Genomic DNA, 19056 nt, shown 5'->3' on the forward strand with positions numbered 1-19056 from the left:
TTCGCGTGCATCTCCGCGAGGTCCGGGTCCGAGCGGTACTGGGCGTACCGGTTGCGGTACTGAGTCAGGCTGTACGGCTCCCCCGTGCCCTCGTGCCGCTGCTGCCCACCACGACCATCGGCTCGTTCCCGCAGACCGGCGAGATCCGCGCCGCCCGCGCCGATCTGCGCGCCGGGCGGACCGACGCCGTCGGGTACGAGGAGCGGATCAGGGCGGAGATCCGGGAGGTGATCTCCTTCCAGGAGAAGACCGGCCTGGACGTCCTGGTGCACGGCGAGCCCGAACGCAACGACATGGTCCAGTACTTCGCCGAACAGCTCACCGGGTACCTCGCCACCCAGCACGGCTGGGTCCAGTCCTACGGCACCCGCTACGTCCGCCCGCCGATCCTGGCCGGGGACATCTCCCGCCCCGAGCCGATGACGGTCCGCTGGACGACGTACGCCCAGTCACTCACGGACAAGCCGGTCAAGGGCATGCTCACCGGACCGGTCACCATGCTCGCCTGGTCCTTCGTCCGCGACGACCAGCCGCTCGGCGACACCGCCCGCCAGGTCGCGCTCGCGCTGCGCGACGAGGTGAACGACCTGGAGGCGGCGGGCACCTCGGTGATCCAGGTGGACGAGCCCGCCCTGCGCGAGACCCTGCCGCTGCGGGCCGCCGACCGGCCCGGCTACCTCGCGTGGGCGACTGAGGCGTTCCGGCTCACCACCGCCGGGGTCCGCCCGGACACGCAGATCCACACCCACATGTGCTACGCCGAGTTCGGCGACATCGTCCAGGCCATCGACGACCTCGACGCCGACGTGATCAGCCTGGAGGCGGCCCGCTCCCACATGCAGGTCGCCCGCGAACTCGCCGCGCACGGCTATCCGCGCGAGGCCGGCCCCGGCGTGTACGACATCCACTCCCCGCGCGTGCCCAGCGCGGAGGAGGCCGCCGCGCTGCTGCGGACGGGACTGAAGGCGATCCCGGCGGAACGGCTGTGGGTCAACCCCGACTGCGGCCTGAAGACCCGCGCCTGGCCCGAGACCCGCGCCTCCCTGGAGAACCTGGTCACCGCCGCGCGCACGGTGCGGGGTGAACTGTCCGCCTCCTGACCGGGGGTGCGGAGCGGGACGAGCACCGGTGGGCCGGACGCCTCGGCGGGGGCGTCCGGCCCACCGGCCTCTGGTGCGGGCGTTTTCGGCCACGGTAGGATCGCGCGGCTCTCACGGTCGGAGATTGAACAACGGCCGGCCCGCGTGCGTAGTGAGGACGCAAGTGGTGTGAGCCGCCCGACGAGCGCGAGGAGAAGTGATGGCCGGCCGTGGCCCGCTCCGCGCTGCGCGGGTGGCGATGTTCAGCCTGGTGTGTGTGCTGCTGGCGGCCACCGGTCACGCCGTGGCCGGAGGCCATCGGCCGTCCCTGGCGCTGCTGGCGCTCGGCGGCACGGCGGTCGCCGTCACGGCGGGGCGCCTCGCAGGCCGGGAACGCACGTTCCGGCAGATCGCGGGCGCGGTCACGCTCACGCAGGGCGCGCTGCACCTGCTGTTCGCGTTCGGCGGCTCCGTCCCGGCCCCTGGCTCGTCCTCCGTCTCCCCTGGCTGGTCCTCCGGGCATCACTCACCGGCGTCCCACTCCGGACACATGCCCCATAGCGGGCATGACGGTGCTCAGGCCGTCGTCGCGGGAGCCGCCGAGACGGGGGCCGAACCGGTCGGCATGGCCCTGGCCGCCGCTCATCTCAGCCCGCTGATGGTGCTCGCGCACCTGGTCGCCGGGCTCGGTGCGGCCTGGTGGCTGCGTCAGGGAGAGGCCCTGGTGTGGCGGCTGGGCCGCTTGCTGGGCGCCCCGGTGTCGGCGGTCCTGCACGCCCTGGACCTGGTGCGGCGGTGGGCGCGGCACCGGGCGGAGCTCGCACGTCGCCGTACCTCGCCGGGTTTCCGGGCGGAGCGCGGGGCGGCCTGCCGCACCCGCGTCCTGAGGCACACGCTCGCCCGGCGCGGGCCGCCCGTTCTGTTCGCTCACTGATCCGGCCGGGACGAGGACGCCGTACACGCGGCCGCCTCGACCGTCCGGCGTATCCACCGTCCGTGCCCCGGGTCCCGCCCGGCCGCACGCGACGGCACGCACGCGTACGCCGCCGAAGGCGCGCGGCGCGTGCCCCGACGCCAGTGAACAGAACTCCGGCCCCCGTTGTGCGGGCCGGCACGACTTCAGGAGCTGAACCGCTCATGAGCACCACCTCCGACGCGTCCCCCGACGGGACCCCACCTCCCGCCACCGCGACCGCCACCGACCCCGCCCCGGCCGCTTCCGCCACCGCCGCCGCCACCGCGCGGGACGGTTCCGGCGAGGACCGCCGCACCCGTTCCGGCTGGTGGCCGCTGCTGACCCGGCTGCACTTCTACGCCGGTGTCCTCGTCGCCCCCTTCCTGCTGATCGCCGCGCTGACCGGGCTGGCGTACACCGCCGTGCCGCAGCTCGACCGGCTCGTCTACAGCGAGCAGTTGCGGGTGGAGAAGGTGGGCGACACGGCGAAGCCGCTCACCGAGCAGATAGCGGCCGCCCGCAAGGCCCACCCCGAGGGCAGCATCGCCACGGTGATTCCGCCCGAGGCGCCGGACCACACCACCAAGGTCGTGCTGTCCGTGCCCGAGCTCGCCGAGGAGGACAAGCAGCGCACGGTCTACGTCGACCCCTACACGGGCGAGGTGCGCGGCGCCCTGACGACGTGGTTCGGTTCGACGCCCCTGGCCACCTGGCTGGACGACCTGCACCGGCATCTCCACCTGGGCGAGACGGGCCGTCTGTACTCCGAACTCGCGGCGAGCTGGCTGTGGGTGCTCGTCCTGGGCGGCCTGCTGCTGTGGTTCGGACGCCGGCGCACCTACGCGGGCGGATCGAAGCGCAACACGGTGCTGCCCGAGCGCGGGGCGCGGGGCGTGCGGCGCAGCCGCAGCCTGCACGCGGTGACCGGGGTGTGGATCTCGCTCGGTCTGCTCGTCCTCAGCGCCACCGGCCTGACCTGGTCGGCGTACGCCGGTGAGCGCTTCACCCAGCTGCGCACCTCGCTCAGCGCCTACGCCCCCGAGCTGGACACCTCCCTCACCGGCGGCGCGGACGGCGCATCCGGGCACGACCACACGGACGGGCACGAGGCCGCGGCGACGGGCGGCCTGCCGGCCGGGCTGACGGTGGACCAGGTGCTCCAGAAGGCCCGTGCCGCGGGGCTCGACGGCCCGGTGGAGATCAGCACGCCGGCCGACGACAAGAGCACCTGGACGGTCGCCCAGACCGACGGTCTGTGGCCCGTCCGCATGGACCGGGCGGCCCTCGACCCGCACACCGGTGAGGTCACCGCGCGAGTCGACTGGGCGGACCACCCGCTGCTCGCCAAGCTCAGCACCCTCGGGGTGCGCGCCCACATGGGCACGCTGTTCGGTCTGGCCAACCAGATCGTCCTCGCGGTCATCGCGCTCGGCCTGACCGTGGGCATCGTGCTCGGCTACCGCATGTGGTGGCAGCGCGGCCGGGGCTCCTCCTTCGGGCGTCCCCTGCCACGCGGCGCCTGGCAGCAGGTTCCGCCGTACCTCCTCGTCCCCGCCCTCGCGGTGATCGCCGTCCTCGGATACTTCGTCCCGCTGCTCGGCATACCGCTGGCCGCCTTCCTCGCCGTCGACATCGTGCTCGGCGAGATCGCCCACCGGAGGGGCCGGCGGACATACGCCGAGATCAGGTAGCGCGACAGAGCCGCCGGTGCCCGGCTCCACAGGGGGGAGCCGGGCACCGGCCTCTTCTCGAGGACCCGTCTCGCCTACTCGTCGTCGAACCGTCCCGCGAGCGCGGAGGCGATCCGCAGATGCGATGCGGCCTCGTCGTGCCGGCCCTGCCGCTGGAGGGTGCGGCCGAGCATCAGCCGGGCGTAGTGCTCCACCGGGTCACGCTCCACGATGACCCGCAACTCGGCCTCCGCGCGGCGCAGTTGTGCCGAGTGGTAGTAGGCGCGGGCCAGCAGCAGCCGCGGCCCGGTCTGCTCCGGTACCTCCTCGACCAGCCCGGCCAGGACACGCGCGGCGGCGGTGAAGTCCTTGGCGTCGAAGAACATCCCGGCGCGCTCCCAGCGCTCGGCGGGTGTTCCGTGGTCGTAGTACGTGGTGTCCACTCGTGACCTCCTCGAAGGCCGACAACGGACCCGAGTGATTGAATATTCCACTACTGTTGCCGGTGTCACTGCCGCAGGCCGGCATCACCCGGAATGAGCCGACCGCACGGCGACGGACTGACGCGCCGCACCCCGCGCGGCTAGGTTGTGCGGCATGAGCAATCTTGAGCGCGAGGCGGTCCCCTCCGTGTGCGGCGGGCGGGGCTTCGTGGTGGCCGAACCGGTGCGGGAACTCCTCAGCCCTCGACACGTCAAGCTCGGCGAGTCCAGCGAGGTCCGGCGGCTGCTGCCCAACCTCGGCCGGCGCATGGTCGGTGCGTGGTGCTTCGTCGACCACTACGGTCCCGACGACATCGCCGACGAGCCCGGCATGCAGGTGCCCCCGCACCCTCACATGGGACTGCAGACGGTGAGCTGGCTGCACGAGGGCGAAGTGCTGCACCGCGACTCCACCGGCAGCCTGCAGCTGATCCGCCCGCGCGAACTGGGCCTGATGACCTCGGGCCGGGCGATCAGCCACTCCGAGGAGAGCCCCCGCTCGCACGCCCGCTTCCTGCACGGCGCCCAGCTCTGGGTCGCCCTCCCCGACGGTCACCGCCACACCGAACCGCGCTTCGAGCACCACGCCGACCTGCCGGTGGTCACGGCGCAGGGCATCGAGGCCACGCTGATCCTCGGCAGCCTGGACGGCGCGACGTCACCCGGCACGGCCTACAGCCCCATCGTCGGCGCCGACCTGACGCTGGCCCGGGGCGCCGACGTCCGCCTGCCCCTGGAACCGGACTTCGAGTACGCGGTCCTCTCCATGTCCGGCGAGACCCATGTCGACGGCGTCCCCGTCCTGCCCGGCTCCATGCTCTACCTCGGCTGCGGCCGCACCGAACTCCCGCTGCGCGCCGAGTCCGACGCGGGCCTGATGCTGCTCGGCGGCGAGCCGTTCGAGGAAGAACTCATCATGTTCTGGAACTGGATCGGGCGATCTCAGGAAGAGATCGTACAGGCCCGTCAGGACTGGATGGAAGGCTCCCGGTTCGGAGAGGTGAAGGGGTACGACGGGGCTCCACTCCCCGCACCGGAATTGCCGTCGGTGCCGTTGAAACCGCGGGGGAGACTGCGCTGACCTGAGAAAACGCTTCAGTGTTGCTGGTCGCAGGGCGGAAGGCGGTCGGGTAGTTCTCGCTGCCTTCCACCTGCTTGCCGGAAGGCGTCCAAACAGCCGACTTGCCCAGGCCGGTGTGGTTGGCGATTCCACGGTGTGGCTGTCTGTGGGCGGCTGTGGCAGGACTCTTGCTGACCCAATGCTGACTTGCTGACGCCTCGTCAGGCTCGGGTGAGGGGCTCTTTTCCCGGCTTCGGCGCTTGCGGAGGCGTTTGCAGGTTCGGTGGCGTCCGGACCGATGCTGACCTGGCTGGTGGTCGAGTCAGGCGTGGCTGAGGGACGGCGTCGCTCACGCTGCTGCCTTGTTGAGGTTCCAATGGCGGTCCAGCCGGATGCCTTCGACCCGGGTTCCGGGGCCCGGTGCGAGATCCAGGTCGGTCACCGAACAGCCGGTGTGGACGGTCACGCCCTGCTCGGCCAGCCACGCCTGCAACGGGCGGACGATCGAGTCGTACTGGTTGTAGAGGGTGCGCTGGATGCCCGTCATCGAGGCGAACGACGGGAAGAGGTGGATGAACCGCTTGAGGTAGCGGCGGAACTCGATTGCGCTGTGCCAGGGCTGGAAGGCGAACGTGGTGCACCACATGTACCAGGGGTTCGTGGTGAAGAAGTGTTCGCCGAAGCAGTCGGTGATCTTCCCGTCCGCGTCGACGAGGCGTGCGGCGTCGTCCCAGCCGAGCTCCTCGTACGCGGCGAGGATGTCCTCGGTCACCGACACCGACGGATCGTCGAGGGTGGGGATGCCGGCCAGCAGGTCGTAGGTGCAGCGGAACTCGGCTTCGAACATCCGCCCGCCGCGCATGGTGTAGCCGGTCTCGGGCGTTCCGCCGGCGTCCAGGCTGCCGCCTGTGCGTTCCTGCTGTTCGAAGAGGTGGATGTCGCCGCCGTCGAATCCGCCGTCGCGGATCAGGAACGTGGCGGCGGCGAGCGCCGCGATCCCGCTGCCCACCAGACGAGCAGCCGAAGGGCCCGCGAGGTGGACTCCCGCGTGCGGGAGCGCTTCACGCTCACCGACGCCGCGTCCCCGGGGGAATCACAGAGGCCCGGTCGGTGGACCGTCACCGACCGGGCCTGTACTCATCGCGGACTTACGCCGGGTGAGCGTCCGCCGTCTGGCCGCTGCCGTCGGCAGGACGCGGGATACCGGGGCCGCCGCGCCACGGCGGGGCCGCCGTCCGGTGGTCGTTGTGTCCGGAGCGGGTCGCCTTGTCGATCTGGCGGCGCAGCCGGTCCTGGAGCTGGTCGACGGCCTCCCGGCCGGTGGCCTCCTCGGCGAGCACGACGACCTCTCGCCGTCCGACGTGCAGGGCGGCCGTCGCCGTCCAGGGACGGTCCGCGTGGTGAGCGGCCGCTCGCGCGATCCGCACCTCGCCGGTGGCGGCGGGCAGTCCCGGCCGGCCCACGACGGCGTCGATCTTCTCGCGGGCGTACGCCAGGGTCTCCTCGTCCACCTCGCCGTCCGAACGCAGCAGTACGGTGGGGGCGGCGGCCTGGATGTTGTTGCTGGTCATGCCGGTTTCCTCTCCTTCAAGTGCGGTGGGGCGTCCGGGGTTCAGGCAGCGGGGCCGGGCTGCCACAGGTCGGGGCCGAAGACCTCGTAGCGGATGCGCTGTGCCGGAATGCCGGCGCCCAGCAGCTGTGTGCGAACGTGGCGCATGAACGGCAGCGGGCCGCACAGGAACACCGTGGCGTTCTCGGGCAGGTCGATGCCGTCGAGGTTCATCAGGCCCTCGCGGGCGTCGGGTTCCTCCGGGCCGGGCTGCTCGTACCAGAAGACGGCGCGGGCTCCCGGCAGTTGCTTGACGAGCTCGGTGGTCTCGGTGCGCAGGGCGTGGTCGGCGGGGGAGCGGTCGGCGTGCAGGACCAGCACCGGGCGGGTGGAGCCGAGGGCGGTGAGGTGGGCCAGGATGCCGGCCATGGGAGTGCCGCCGATGCCCGCGGAGACCAGTACGACCGGGGTGGTGGCGTCGGCCGGGTCGTCGAGGAAGACATCGCCGAAGGGGGCGGAGAGCGTCAGTTCGTCGCCGGCGTGGACGTGGTGGTGCAGCAGGTTGGAGACCTCGCCGTCCGGCGCGTCGGCCGTGGCGGCGACCCGCTTGACGGTGATGCGCCGCAGATCCCCGCCCGGGTCGGAGGAGAGGCTGTACTGGCGCACCTGGTGTACTCCGTCGGGCATGCGCAGGCGGACGCTGACGTACTGGCCCGCCCGCGCCCGTGGCGCCGGTTGGCCGTCGGCCGGGCGGAGCAGGAAGGACACCACGTCCGGGGTCTCGGTGTGGCGCTCGACGACCGTCCACCGCCGCCACACCTTGCCGGGTGCCACGCCCGCGTCCTGGTAGAGGCGGGCCTCCCGCCCGATCAGGGCACCGGCCATGAGCCAGTACACCTCGTCCCAGGCGGCCGCCACCTCCGGGGTGACGGCGTCGCCGAGTACCTCGGCTATCGCGCCGAACAGGTACTTGTGCACGATCGTGTACTGGTCGTCGGTGACCCCGACCGCGGCGTGCTTGTGCGCGATCCGGTCCAGCAGGACGTCCGGGCGCGTGTCCGGGGTGTCGAGCAGCGCGGTCGCGAAGGCGGCGATCGAGCCGGCCAGCGCGCGGCGCTGGGCACCGCTGGCCTGGTTGCCGCGGTTGAACATCCCGTCGAGCAGCTCCGGCCGGTCGTGGAACATCGCGCCGTAGAAGCGGGTGGTGATCTCGTCGAGCGCTCCGGCCACGGCGGGCAGGGTGGCACGGACCACGGCGGCGGATTCTGCGGACAGCATGAAGCCTCCCTGACAGGGCTGATGAGGGGGAGAGGGCCGCATCCGGTATGGGCGGCTGTCACCTGTGTATCAGGCACCCGGCCGCGTTCCGGCGTCGTTTCGCGGCGCTGGGCCAAGAGGGGCCGAACGGCCCCATCGACTCGGGCGCATGGGCCCAGCGGGGCGTGAGGAAGGGAGGGCCGGACGGCGCCGCAGGGGTCTCCCTACGGCCCTCCCCGCCGTGGGCTGACGCGAACGAGAGGCGACAGACGTCCTGGTGTGGGGCCATGACCACGGAGTCAGGGTTCGGAGGCGCGTGGCCTACTGATCGCGGCGCCACTTCCGGTATGCGGCCACCGCCGTCGGCAGCGTGGGAAAGATCCGTTCGCGGCCGACGGTGTCCGCCAGGCCGTATGCGGTCAGGTCGTCCATCAGGTCCTGCTTGACGCGGGCGAGGGCGAAGACGATGCCGCGGTGAATGAGTTCGCGGCGGAGTTCGTCGACCGCGTCCAGGGCGGTGATGTCGACTTCCACATTGGCCTCGGTGTTGAGGACGAACCAGCGGACCGGTTCGGGCTGTTCGTCGACGGCGGCCAGGGCCCGGCGGCGGAAGTTCTCGGCGTTGGCGAAGAACAGCGGGGAGTCGTAGCGGTAGACGAGCAGACCGGGGATGGTGCGGGCCTTGGGGTAGTCGTCGATGTCGTGCATGCCGGCCACGCCGGGGACCAAGCCCTGGACGGCGTCGTGCGGGCGGGCCACCCGGGTGAGCAGTTCGGCGACCGACAGGCCGACCGCGACAAGTACGCCGTACAGGATGTCCAGGGCGAGGACGCCGGCCAGGCAGCCGAGAGCCAGCAGGAGTTCGCGGCGGCGGAAGGACGCCAGCCGTCGGAAGCCGGTCAGGTCGATCATGCGGATGGCCGCGTAGACGACGAGGGCACCGAGGACCGCCGTGGGGGTGCGAGTCAGCAGCGGGCTCAGGAAGAGCAGGACCGCGAGGACGGCGACGCCGGCGACCAGGGAGTACGCCTGGCTGCGCCCACCGGCGGAGGAGGCCAGCGCGGTGCGGCTGGCGCTACTGCTGACCGGGAAGCCGTGCAGCGTGCCCGCGCCGAGGTTGGCCGCGCCCAGTGCGAGGAACTCCTGGTTGGCGTCGAGTCCGGGGCCTTCGTCGTCGCGGCGGGTGAAGGCGCGCGCGGTGAGGATGAAGTCGGTGTAGCCGACCAGGAGGACGCCCACGGCCGGGAGTACCAGGTGCGGCAGCTCGGCCAGGTCCGGCACGGTCACCCCGGGCAGGCCCGACGGGACGTCGCCGATCACCTTGATGCCGTACCGGTCGTCGAGGTCGAAGACAGAGACGGCCGCGGTGCCGAAGACCACGGCGAGCAGGGGACCGGGAATCGCGCGGGAGAGGCGCGCCACCGTGAGGAGGACCCCGAGTGCCACGACGGCGAACAGCGCCGTGGCCAGATGGGTCTGCGACAAGTGGCTGAGGAAGGACCACAGTTGAGGGAAGAAGGCCGAGCCCGTCGTCCGGACACCGGTCAGCTTCGGAAGCTGGTCCACGATCATGATCAGTGCCACGCCCGCCAGGTAGCCGATGAGCACCGGCCGGGACAGCAGATCCGCGACGAAGCCGAGCCGTGTCGCCCACGCCAGCACGCACAGCAGGCCGACCGCGATCGCGAGGGTGGCCGCCAGCGTCGCGTAACGGGCCGGATCTCCGGCGGCGAGCGGTCCGACCACCGTCGCCGTCATCAGGGCGGTCGTGGATTCGGGGCCGACCGAGAGCAGGCGCGAGGAGCCGAGCAGGGCGTACAGACCGAGCGCGGGCAGGATCGCCCACAGCCCGGCGACCGGCGGCAGGCCGGCCACGCCCGCGTACGCCATCACCTGTGGCACGAGATACGCGGCCACGGTTACTCCGGCCAGGACATCGCCCTTGAGCCACGAGCGCCGGTAGCCGAGCAGCGCAGCGAGCCCGGGTACCAGTCGGTGCCATCGCGGAGCCCGGCCGACCGAACTCTGGGACATGATCCTCCTTGGGCCGAAGACGTCAGGATCCTTCGGAACCTGGTCGGCCGCCAGATGCCGAACGGCCCGTGCGAAACCGTCGGCCGGCAAGCCCTGCTGATCGCCGCGCTGGGGAGCGAGCCGACACATCTTGAGGCACCGGCCGCGCATACACACTCGGATCGGGGCTGGCGTGTCAAGCGCTGCCGCCTCTGCCGAACCGGCTCTGGACACACACCTGTTCGTGGATCGGGTGGGCGACACTCGGTCCGCTCAACGCTGACACGGCTCTGTCTGGATGCACCGCTTGTCTCCGGACGTCGCGGGGACCAGCTGCAGCGGCGGGGACGCCGGGGGGAGCCTGTGGGGACCATCGGCCCCAGACCGGGGACCTGCGGTCTCTGCACCACGGCCTCCCCCCGCCACCACCCTGGCATCGGAACCCCGATTCAGGAGGTGGACAGCATGTCCCGCAACGTCACCGTGGGCCTCGACGGCTCGCCGGAGAGCCGCGCCGCTGCCGAGTGGGCGGCCCGGGAGGCGAAGCTGCGCGGCCTGCCGCTGCGGCTGGTGCACGTCTGGGAACCCGTCCCGGAGCCCATGGCGCAGGCCCCGCTGCTGGGCGCCGAGACACAAGCGCACTGGAGCGAACGGATACCGCGCGAGACGGCCGAGGGACTCCGCCTGCGCCACCCCGGCATACAGGTGGAGATGGAGCAGATACCCGGCGGTCCGATGGACGCGCTGGCCACGGCGGCGAAGGACGCTGAGCTGCTGGTCCTCGGCTCACGTGGGCTGAGCGGTATCGGGGGATTCCTCGTCGGGTCCGTGGGCATGTCCGTGATCGCGCACACCGACACCCCCGTCGTCCTGGTGCGGGCCGGGGAACAGGCCGCCGACGAGCACGAGAAGGACCCCGCCGGCATTGCGTCCGCCGCCACCCCGTACCGGCCCGTGGTGCTCGGCCTCGACACCGGCCACCCCGATGACACGGTGATCGCCTTCGCCTTCGAGGAAGCCGCCCGCCGCGACACCGCCCTGCGGGTCGTGCACGGCTGGAACCTTCCGCCCTACTTCGCCTACGGCCTGCCCGCCGACCTCGAGTTCAACGCCGAACTGGGTCGGCAGGAAGCCGCCGCCCTCACCGCGGTGCTGCGGCCCTGGCGGCAGAAGTACCCGGATGTCGAGGTCGTCGAGGAGTCCCGCTCCGGCAGCCCCGCGAACCACGTCATCGACGCCTCCCGTGAGGCGTCCCTGGTCGTCGTCGGCCGCCGAGTCCGCCGCAGCCCGTTCGGCGTCCATATCGGCCCCGTCACGCACGCGGTACTGCACCACGCCGCCGCCCCCGTGGCCGTCGTCGCGCACGACTGAACGAGCTCTTCTGAAGGAGTGGAGATCATGAACGCAGAAGTCGAGCGAGCCCCCGGCGGGCCGCTGGTCGTGGGCGTGGACGGTTCCGAGCCGAGCCTGCGGGCCGTCGACTGGGCGGCCGACGAGGCCGTGCTGCGCGGCGTGCCGCTGCGGGTGGTGTACGCCTGCCTGTGGGAGCGGTACGAGGGTGCCGCCCTCGCCCGGGACATCGGCACGCCGACCGCGCTGCCCCTGGCCCAGGACGTGGTGGGCGCCGCCGCTCAGCGGGCCCGCGCCCGGCACCCCGGTCTGCAGGTGAGCGCCGATGTGGTCTTCGAGGAGCCGGAGTACGCGCTGGTCCGCGAGGGGCGGAACGCCTCCGCGCTGGTGGTGGGCACCCGCGGGCGCAGCGGCATCGCGGAGATGCTGCTCGGTTCCGTCAGCCTGGCCGTCGCCGCCCATGCCGACTGCCCGGTGATCGTGCTGCGCGGCAGCCACGACAACCAGGCCACGCCCCCGGTCCACGGGCGGGTCGTCGTGGGCGTCGGCGAGAACCCGAAGGAATCGGCGGCGGTGAGGTTCGCCGCCGAGGAGGCGCGGCGACGCGAGGTGACCCTTGAGGCCGTACGGGCCTGGCGCTGCCCCGCGCACGAGAGCACCGACCACCCGCTGCTCGCCGGCGAACCCGCCCGCCTGCACGAGGAGAGGGCCGCCGAGGAACTCGAAGCGGCACTGCAGGAGCTCCCCACGGGTGTCGATGTGCAGCGGCGCACCGTCGAGGGCCACGCCCGCCGGGTGCTGGCGGTCGCTTCCCACCGTGCCGACCTCCTGGTCGTCGGCGCCAAGCGCCGCGAGGGGCACCTCGGGCTCCAGCTCGGCCGCGTCGCCCACGCGCTGCTGCACCACTCCGCCTGCCCGGTCGCGATCGTTCCGCACCACGGGCACGACGCCTGACCGGCGCCTTCAGAGGCCCGCTGTGTGATCGGGGACGTAGGTCTGCAGATCGCGCGGCGGGCGCTCATAGCCGGTCGACGGCGGACGTTCCGGCAGCTCCAGCACCGGCGGCGGCACGTCGTGATACGGCACCGAGGACAGCAGATGGGCGATCATGTTCAGCCGGGCCCGGCGCTTGTCGTCGCTCTCGACCACGTACCACGGTGCCTCGGAGATGTCGGTGTGCACCATCATCTCGTCCTTGGCCCGCGAGTACGCCTCCCAGCGCGTGATCGACTCCAGATCCATCGGCGACAGCTTCCACCGCCGCACCGGATCCTCCAGCCGCCGCCGGAACCGCTCCTGCTGCTCGGTGTCGCTCACCGAGAACCAGTACTTGCGCAGCAGGATCCCCGCCTCCACCAGCATCCGCTCGAAGACCGGGCACTGGCGCAGAAAAAGCTGGTAGTCCTCCTTCGTGCAGAAGCCCATCACGTGCTCGACCCCGGCCCGGTTGTACCAGGACCGGTCGAACAGCACGATCTCCCCGGCCGCCGGCAGATGCTCCACGTACCGCTGGAAGTACCACTGCGTGCGCTCGCGCTCGGTCGGCTTCGGCAGCGCTGCGATCCGGGCGACGCGGGGGTTGAGATGCTCCGCGACCCGCTTGATGGTGCCGCCCTTGCCGGCCGCGTCCCGGCCCTCGAAGACGACCATGAGCCGGGCGCCCTCCGCGCGCACCCACTCCTGCAGCTTCACCAACTCCGTCTGCAAACGCAGGAGTTCACGCTCGTACGTCTTGCGCGGCAGCTTCACCGCCTCACTCCCGGCCATGCCGCCTCCCTCGCCCGACGAACTGCGTCGATGACCTCAACGTCATCACTCGTGCCCGGTCGAAGACCAGGACAGCACGGTACTGACCGGCAAGGAACCGCGCACCCTGCCTGTGCTCTGGGATGCCCTGCTCGCCGGGGAGACCCCGGCGGCGACGGCGAGCAGCATTGCCGTGCCGGCCGAAGGCTCCTGGACGAACTCGGCCTGCTCGTCGGCCATCCAGCGTTCGGTGGCCAGGCGGGCCACGGCCATGCCGGCATGGGTGTGGCCCGCCGCGCCGTCTGCTGGGCGCAGCGTGTACGTCAGGTCTGGTTTCCGAGCCGGAGCCTCAGCTGTTGGCCAGGGTGCGGTCGAGGAGGGGCAGCACGCGGTCCCAGTGGCGCTGCAGTCCAGTGAGGTTGAAGGCGTCGGTGTCAGACATGGTGAAGCCGTGGACAGTGCCCGGGTGGATCTCGGAGGTGTAGTCGACGCCTGCGGCATCCAACGCCTGGTTGAGCTCGCCGAGGGCCTCGGGCGTCAGGCCGGTCTCGGCGTGGCCGAAGCGGACCTGGGCGGTGATCTTGGCGAGGCTGTCGGGCCCGTCGGCGGCCACGGAACCGTGGAATGCGGCGACGGCGGCCACCTGGCCGGGGTGGGCCGCGGCGGTGCGCACCGCCAGCAGGCCGCCTATGCAGGAGCCGGTCACCCCGACCGGACGGCAACGACCTCGGGCTGGGTGGTGAGGAACCTGAGGTAGGCGTCGGCGTCACTCAGGACACGTTCGCCGGTAGAAGAGGTTGGGGACGAGGACGTAGTACCCGTGCCCGGCCAGTTCGCGGGCCATCTCCCGCGGCACGGGCCGGATGCCGAAGCCGTCCGCGTACATCAGCACCCCTGGGTGCCGCTCGCCGTGGTCGGGGAAGGCGGCGAAGGCGTCGGCCTGGCCGTCCGGGGTGGGAATCTGCAGCGTCTTGGTGGGCATGAATTCTCCTGTCGTGGTCGATGTGCCGAGCCTGTGATCAACACGACGGAGGCGGAGCCCGCGCAGCAGCGCAAGATCCTCGATCGAACGGCGGGCCCGCATCGGCCCGTACGGCGCTCAGAAGAGCACCGGGTCACCGATCCGTGTGTGGCGCAATGCCGTCCCGGTATTCACCAGCCCGCAGGGAGATCTTCGGCCGCTGCTGCGACGAGGGACTTCAACGACCGGCTCCATTGGGCTCCGGCCCTGGCCGGGGATGACTGCCGCCCTTGTCGATCTCAGTCTGGCGCGTCGGGAGCGACCGTCGACGCCTTGGGCCGACCGGCGAAGCCTGAGGGCCGACTGGCCCCCACATCACCCCCGGACAGCCCATGGGACCACCCCCGGATCCGCCGGATGCTCGAAACGCCACGAGGTTTGGAGGAGTCCCGCGATGACGCACGACGTGACCGACCGACCCCCCGTCCACGCCCTGCTCGCAGACGGCACCACCGTGTGCATCCGGCCCGCGGGCCCGGGCGACCACGACCAGCTGGAGGGGTTCTACGAGGAGATGTCCCCGGAGAACCTACGCCTGCGCTTCTTCGCAGCGAGTCACCGGTCGGCCCGTCTGGCCGCGGACCGGGCCTGTGCTCCGGTCCGTCCCGGCTACCGGGCGCTGCTGGCCGAGACGCAGGGCCGGGTGATCGGCCTCGCCGAGTACGGCACGGGGGACGAGAAGGACGCGGCCGAGGTCTCCATCGCAGTCGCCGATGGGCTGCACCACCGCGGGGTGGGCACCCTGCTCGTCGAGCACCTCGTCTCCACGGCCCGCGCTGAGGGCATCACGACCTTCACGGCCGACGCGCTCAGCGAGAACCACGAGGTGCTGAAGCTCTTCGCCGACCTCGGCCTGCGCACGGCCCGCCGCTTCGAGGGCCCGGAGGTGCGCTGCACCATCAGCCTCGACCCGAGCGATGTCTACCTCACGGCGGTGGAGGAACGCGGCCGGGCCGCCGATGTCGCCAGCCTGATGCCGCTGCTGTGGCCGGAGGTGGTCGCCGTCGTCGGCGCCGGGCGCAAGCCGGGCTCGGTGGGCCGGGCGATCCTGCATCAGCTGCATGCGGGCGGCTACACCGGGCGCCTGTTCGCGGTGAACCCCACGGCGCGCTCGATCCTCGGCGTGCCGTCGTACCCGTCGGTCAGTGCCCTGCCCAAGACCCCCGACCTCGCGGTGCTCGCCGTACCCGCCGCCGCGATCGCGGAGACCGCCGAGGAGTGCGGCAAGGCGGGCGTGCGGGCTCTCCTCGTCGTCACCGCGGGCCTGGACGCCGACGAGGCACACGCCCTGCTCGCTGCCTGCCGCTCGCACGGCATGCGCCTCGTGGGCCCCAACTGCCTCGGCATCTCCCACACCGACCCGGAGCTTCGTCTCGACGCCACCTTCGCCGCCGGCCATCCTCGCCCCGGCACCGCGGGTGTCGCCGCGCAGTCCGGCGGCATCGGCATCGCCCTGCTCGACGGACTGTCCCGGCTCGGCATCGGCGTGTCCTCCTTCGCGTCCCTCGGCGACAAGTACGACGTCAGCGGCAACGACATGCTCCAGTGGTGGGAGAGCGACGGCCGTACCGACCTCGCCCTGCTGCACCTGGAGTCCTTCGGCAGCCCGCGCGCGTTCTCCCGCACCGCCCGGCGAGTCACCCGCCGTCTGCCCGTGCTGACCGTGGACGCCGGCCGTACCGACGCGGGCCGGCGAGCCGCCGCCTCGCACACCGCGGCCGCCGCCACCCGCACCATGACGCGCGGCGCGCTGTTCACCCAGGCCGGCATCACCGCCACCCGGTCGGTCGGCGAACTCCTGGAGACCGCCGCGCTGTTGCACTCCCAGCCGCTGCCCGCGGGCAGCCGGGTGGTGATCGTCACCAACGCGGGCGGGGCCGGTGTCCTGGCCGCCGATGCCTGCGCCGAGGCCGGACTGTCGCTGCCGGCTCCCACATCGGAGCTCATCGACGACCTGCTTGCCGTCCTCCCGGACGGGGCCGCCGTGGGTAACCCGGTCGACGCCACTGCCGCTGTCACCGAGGAGCAGCTCACGGACTGTGTGGAGCGGATCATGCGGTACGGCGGCGTCGACGCCGTCCTGGTGGCACTCGTGCCCACCGCGGTCGCTGCGGCCACCGGCGACGACCTGGTCCGGGCCCTCACTCAGGCCCCCGGCCGACGGGCGAAGCCGATCGTCGCGGTGCGTCTCGAACAGGGCCTCCCCGTAGAGCTGTTGCCCGCAGCAGAAGACGGCACGATCCCGTCGTACGCCGAACCCCAGGCGGCGGCACGGGCGCTGGCCCACGCCGCTCGACGCGCGGCCTGGCTCGCCCGGCCCGCCGGGACCGTACCCGACCTCGACGGCGTCGAGACGGAGCGTGCCCGCGCGGTCGTCGAGGACTACCTCGCCGTGCACTCCGACGGTGGCTGGCTCGACCCGCGCGCCTGCGCCGACCTGCTGGCCTGCTATGGCATCCCGCAGATTCCGTGGGCCTGGGCCGAGACGGAGGACGAGGCCGTCCTGGCCGCCGATCGGCTGCGCGGCGCCGACGGCCGAGTGGTCATGAAGGCCCACTGGCCCGGCCTGGTGCACAAGAGCCAGCAGCATGCCGTCCACCTCGACCTGCGCGGCGACTCCCAGATCCGGGCCGCCTTCCGCGACCTGGAGAGCCGCTTCGCCGGGCTGATGAGCGGCGTCGTCTTGCAGCCGCTCGCCGCGCGGGGCACCGAGCTGTTCGCCGGCGTCGTCCAGGACCAGGTCTTCGGATCGCTCGTCCTGTTCGGGCTCGGCGGCACCGCCACGGAGGTACTGGCCGACCACGCCGCCCGGCTCGCCCCGCTCACCGACCACGACGTGCACGACCTGATCACCGCCCCGCGCTGCGCCCCGCTCCTGTTCGGCGCGCAGGGCAACGGACCCGTCGACCTCGACGGACTGGAGCAACTGCTGCTGCGGCTGTCCCGCATGGCAGCGGACCTGCCGCAGCTCGCCGAGGCCGACTTCAACCCGGTCCTCGCCACACCGGGCGGCGTCACCGTGCTGGACGCACGGATCCGCCTGGTGCCGTCAAGGCCCGAGGACCCCTATCTGCGTCGGCTCCGTTGAGCCCCCGAGGAGGGAACAGACATGAAGCACAACAAGGTCGGCTCCGTGATGACCACGGACGTCGTCCGCGTCGAGTACGGCACCCCGGTCAAGGAGGTCGCGCGGTTGCTCGCGGCCCACCGGATCAGCGGACTGCCGGTGGTCGACGAGGACGACAAGGTCATCGGCGTCCTCTCCCAAACGGACCTGATCGCACGTCAGGCCGCCACCCCCGAACCGTACGAGACGCGCCGTCGCTTCACGTTCTCCGGGCTGACGCGCCGTGCCCGACGGCAGTCAGCGAAAGCGCACGCCCGCACCGCCGGCCGGCTCATGACCGCCCCGCCCGTCACTGCCCACGTCGACGACACCATCGTCGAGGCCGCCCGCACCTTGGCCCAGCACCAGGTGGAACGGCTGCCGGTGCTCGACGAGGAGGACCGGCTGGTCGGCATCGTCACCCGCCGCGACCTGCTCCAGGTCTTCCTCCGCCCCGACAAGGAGATCCGCGAGGAGGTGATCGAGGACGTGCTGGTGGGCACTCTGTGGCTGGCGCCCCGCAGCATCGACGTGTCCGTGGTGCAGGGCGTCGTCACGCTCTCCGGTCACATGGAACGCAAGAGCGAGACGGAGATCGCCCTGTCGATGACCCGCCGGATCGACGGCGTGGTCGACGTGGTCGGCAAACTCAGCTACCGGCTGGACGACGCCCGCCTGCACACCCCGGAGCCCGCGCTGCACGGCGTGGCCGACGACTGGCTGCGCCGACTGTGAGAGGAGGCGTGTCCCCATGACCGGCACCGTGTTGGTCACCTACGGAACCACGAACGGATCGACGGCGCAGATCGCCGAAGCCATCGCCGACGTCCTGCGCAAGAACGGGCTGACGGTCGAAGCCCTTCCGGCCCAGGCTGTCACGAGCGTGGCGGCGTACGACGCCGTGGTGGCCGGCGGCGGACTGTACGCCGGACGCTGGCAGAAGCACGCCCGCCGCTTCCTCCGCCGGCACCGCCGCGATCTCGCTGAACGCCCGCTGTGGCTGTTCAGCAGCGGCCCGCTCGACGCCTCGGCCTCCGAGCGGGACGTCCCGCCCGTACCCGGCGTGAAGAAGGCCATGATCCGGCTCGACGCCAGGGAGCACGTCACCTTCGGGGGATGCCTGGAGGAGGGCGCGAAGGGATGGGTCGCCCGGATGATCCTCCGCAACGGCAAGGGCGGGGACTTCCGCGACTTCCCTGCGATCGAGGCGTGGGCGGCCCGTGTCGCCGACGAGCTGACGCACACCTGAAGACGGCCCCGGAGGCTGTGCCCCGTCCGGGCCCCGGTGCCGGCACCGGGGCCCGCAGATCACGGGACGCGGGATGTTGCGTGGCGATCGCCGGCGCTCCGGTCCCGTTCGCGAACTCCTCGGGAGTGACGGTACGTTGGTCTGATTTCCGGTCAGCGGGCCGCAGCCGATTCGTCCGAGAGAGTGACGGCTTCCTGCTCCCCGGATGATTCTGTCCGGGGCAGACAGCAGGAATCTCCGCCCGACGAGACGTACGACCCCCTCGTTGACGACATACTGCGGACGGCGCTGCAGGCCCCGGGACGTGGCCCGCGGGTTCTTGTCCGTGGCCGCGCCTGAGGGCGGGAGTGCGGTGGACGCCGTGCTGCTGGTGGTGCCGGAACTGTTCGCCAACGCGGTGCGGCATGCCGGAGGAGTGACCGGGTTCCGGCTGGAGGCCGGGTCGGCAGCAGCAGCCGTTGCGGTCCACGACTCCAGCCCCGTCCCGCCACGCCTGTTGCCGCTGGATGATACGGCGGG

The 19056-nt window shown here is 72.0% G+C and carries 15 protein-coding genes and 3 pseudogenes; 10 read left to right on the top strand and 8 right to left on the bottom strand.

The genetic code is table 11. From position 1 onward, the window contains the following. The 3 genes from metE to N4P33_RS18835 form a co-directional block, all read left to right on the top strand. The coding region (gene metE / locus N4P33_RS18825) for a 5-methyltetrahydropteroyltriglutamate--homocysteine S-methyltransferase (RefSeq protein ID WP_260827793.1) at positions 1 to 1100 on the top strand (1100 nt) is incomplete at its 5' end. A gap of 199 nt (positions 1101 to 1299) precedes the next feature. Then, on the top strand, positions 1300 to 2013 hold the full coding sequence (locus tag N4P33_RS18830) for a hypothetical protein (RefSeq protein WP_260827794.1): 714 nt from the start codon (positions 1300 to 1302) through the stop codon (positions 2011 to 2013). A 203-nt stretch (positions 2014 to 2216) separates the two neighbouring features. Continuing rightward, positions 2217 to 3725, top strand: a complete 1509-nt coding sequence (locus tag N4P33_RS18835) for a PepSY domain-containing protein (protein WP_260827795.1) — start codon at positions 2217 to 2219, stop codon at positions 3723 to 3725. Positions 3726 to 3799: 74 nt separating this feature from the next. On the opposite strand, the gene N4P33_RS18840 is transcribed toward N4P33_RS18835, so the two are convergent. Beyond that, positions 3800 to 4147, bottom strand: a complete 348-nt coding sequence (locus N4P33_RS18840; RefSeq protein WP_260827796.1) for a tetratricopeptide repeat protein — start codon at positions 4145 to 4147, stop codon at positions 3800 to 3802. A gap of 154 nt (positions 4148 to 4301) precedes the next feature. Here N4P33_RS18840 and N4P33_RS18845 point away from each other — a divergent pair, with 154 nt between their 5' ends. Continuing rightward, positions 4302 to 5267 carry a pirin family protein gene (locus N4P33_RS18845; RefSeq protein WP_260827797.1) on the top strand — a complete coding sequence of 322 codons (966 nt, stop codon included), beginning with the start codon at positions 4302 to 4304 and terminating at the stop codon, positions 5265 to 5267. Positions 5268 to 5625: 358 nt separating this feature from the next. Here N4P33_RS18845 and N4P33_RS18850 read toward each other — a convergent pair. The 4 genes and pseudogenes from N4P33_RS18850 to N4P33_RS18865 form a co-directional block, all read right to left on the bottom strand. After that, a pseudogene (locus tag N4P33_RS18850) lies at positions 5626 to 6258 on the bottom strand (oleate hydratase); the annotation flags it as partial. Between the two features lie 136 nt (positions 6259 to 6394). Further along, the gene (locus tag N4P33_RS18855) at positions 6395 to 6817 is read right to left on the bottom strand and encodes a hypothetical protein (protein ID WP_260827798.1); all 423 of its coding nucleotides are present in this window, start codon (positions 6815 to 6817) and stop codon (positions 6395 to 6397) included. 41 nt (positions 6818 to 6858) lie between these two features. Continuing rightward, on the bottom strand, positions 6859 to 8073 hold the full coding sequence (locus tag N4P33_RS18860) for a globin domain-containing protein (RefSeq protein ID WP_260827799.1): 1215 nt from the start codon (positions 8071 to 8073) through the stop codon (positions 6859 to 6861). A gap of 300 nt (positions 8074 to 8373) precedes the next feature. Further along, positions 8374 to 10086 (bottom strand): SulP family inorganic anion transporter, encoded by a 1713-nt coding sequence (locus N4P33_RS18865; RefSeq protein WP_260827800.1) that lies wholly within the window; start codon positions 10084 to 10086, stop codon positions 8374 to 8376. A 444-nt stretch (positions 10087 to 10530) separates the two neighbouring features. On the opposite strand from N4P33_RS18865, the gene N4P33_RS18870 reads away from it, so the two are divergent. Together N4P33_RS18870 and N4P33_RS18875 are read left to right on the top strand one after the other, a co-directional pair. After that, positions 10531 to 11436, top strand: a complete 906-nt coding sequence (locus N4P33_RS18870) for a universal stress protein (RefSeq protein WP_260827801.1) — start codon at positions 10531 to 10533, stop codon at positions 11434 to 11436. 27 nt (positions 11437 to 11463) lie between these two features. Continuing rightward, entirely contained in the window at positions 11464 to 12369 is a 906-nt protein-coding gene (locus N4P33_RS18875; protein WP_260827802.1) for a universal stress protein, read from the top strand. A gap of 9 nt (positions 12370 to 12378) precedes the next feature. Here the strand turns inward: N4P33_RS18875 and ppk2 are convergent, their stop codons facing one another. The 3 genes and pseudogenes from ppk2 to N4P33_RS18890 all read right to left on the bottom strand — a co-directional run bounded on the left by ppk2 (position 12379) and on the right by N4P33_RS18890 (position 14245). Further along, positions 12379 to 13182, bottom strand: coding sequence for a polyphosphate kinase 2 (ppk2, locus tag N4P33_RS18880; protein ID WP_260827803.1), 804 nt, complete (start codon positions 13180 to 13182; stop codon positions 12379 to 12381). Positions 13183 to 13227: 45 nt separating this feature from the next. Then, positions 13228 to 13434, bottom strand: a complete 207-nt coding sequence (locus N4P33_RS18885) for a hypothetical protein (protein ID WP_260827804.1) — start codon at positions 13432 to 13434, stop codon at positions 13228 to 13230. A 76-nt stretch (positions 13435 to 13510) separates the two neighbouring features. Beyond that, positions 13511 to 14245 (bottom strand): annotated as a pseudogene (locus tag N4P33_RS18890) (dienelactone hydrolase family protein). Between the two features lie 331 nt (positions 14246 to 14576). On the opposite strand from N4P33_RS18890, the gene N4P33_RS18895 reads away from it, so the two are divergent. The 4 genes and pseudogenes from N4P33_RS18895 to N4P33_RS18910 all read left to right on the top strand — a co-directional run. Next, complete coding sequence (locus N4P33_RS18895) at positions 14577 to 17270, top strand: GNAT family N-acetyltransferase (RefSeq protein ID WP_260827805.1); 2694 nt, start codon at positions 14577 to 14579, stop codon at positions 17268 to 17270. A 21-nt stretch (positions 17271 to 17291) separates the two neighbouring features. Further along, positions 17292 to 18023: a CBS domain-containing protein gene (locus tag N4P33_RS18900; protein WP_260827806.1), complete on the top strand. Its 732-nt coding sequence runs from the start codon at positions 17292 to 17294 to the stop codon at positions 18021 to 18023. Between the two features lie 16 nt (positions 18024 to 18039). Further along, positions 18040 to 18537 carry a flavodoxin domain-containing protein gene (locus tag N4P33_RS18905; RefSeq protein ID WP_260827807.1) on the top strand — a complete coding sequence of 166 codons (498 nt, stop codon included), beginning with the start codon at positions 18040 to 18042 and terminating at the stop codon, positions 18535 to 18537. A 325-nt stretch (positions 18538 to 18862) separates the two neighbouring features. Beyond that, positions 18863 to 19056, top strand: a pseudogene (locus N4P33_RS18910) (ATP-binding protein); the annotation flags it as partial.

The organism is Streptomyces sp. 15-116A, from assembly GCF_025290915.1.
Taxonomy (GTDB): Bacteria; Actinomycetota; Actinomycetes; order Streptomycetales; family Streptomycetaceae; genus Streptomyces.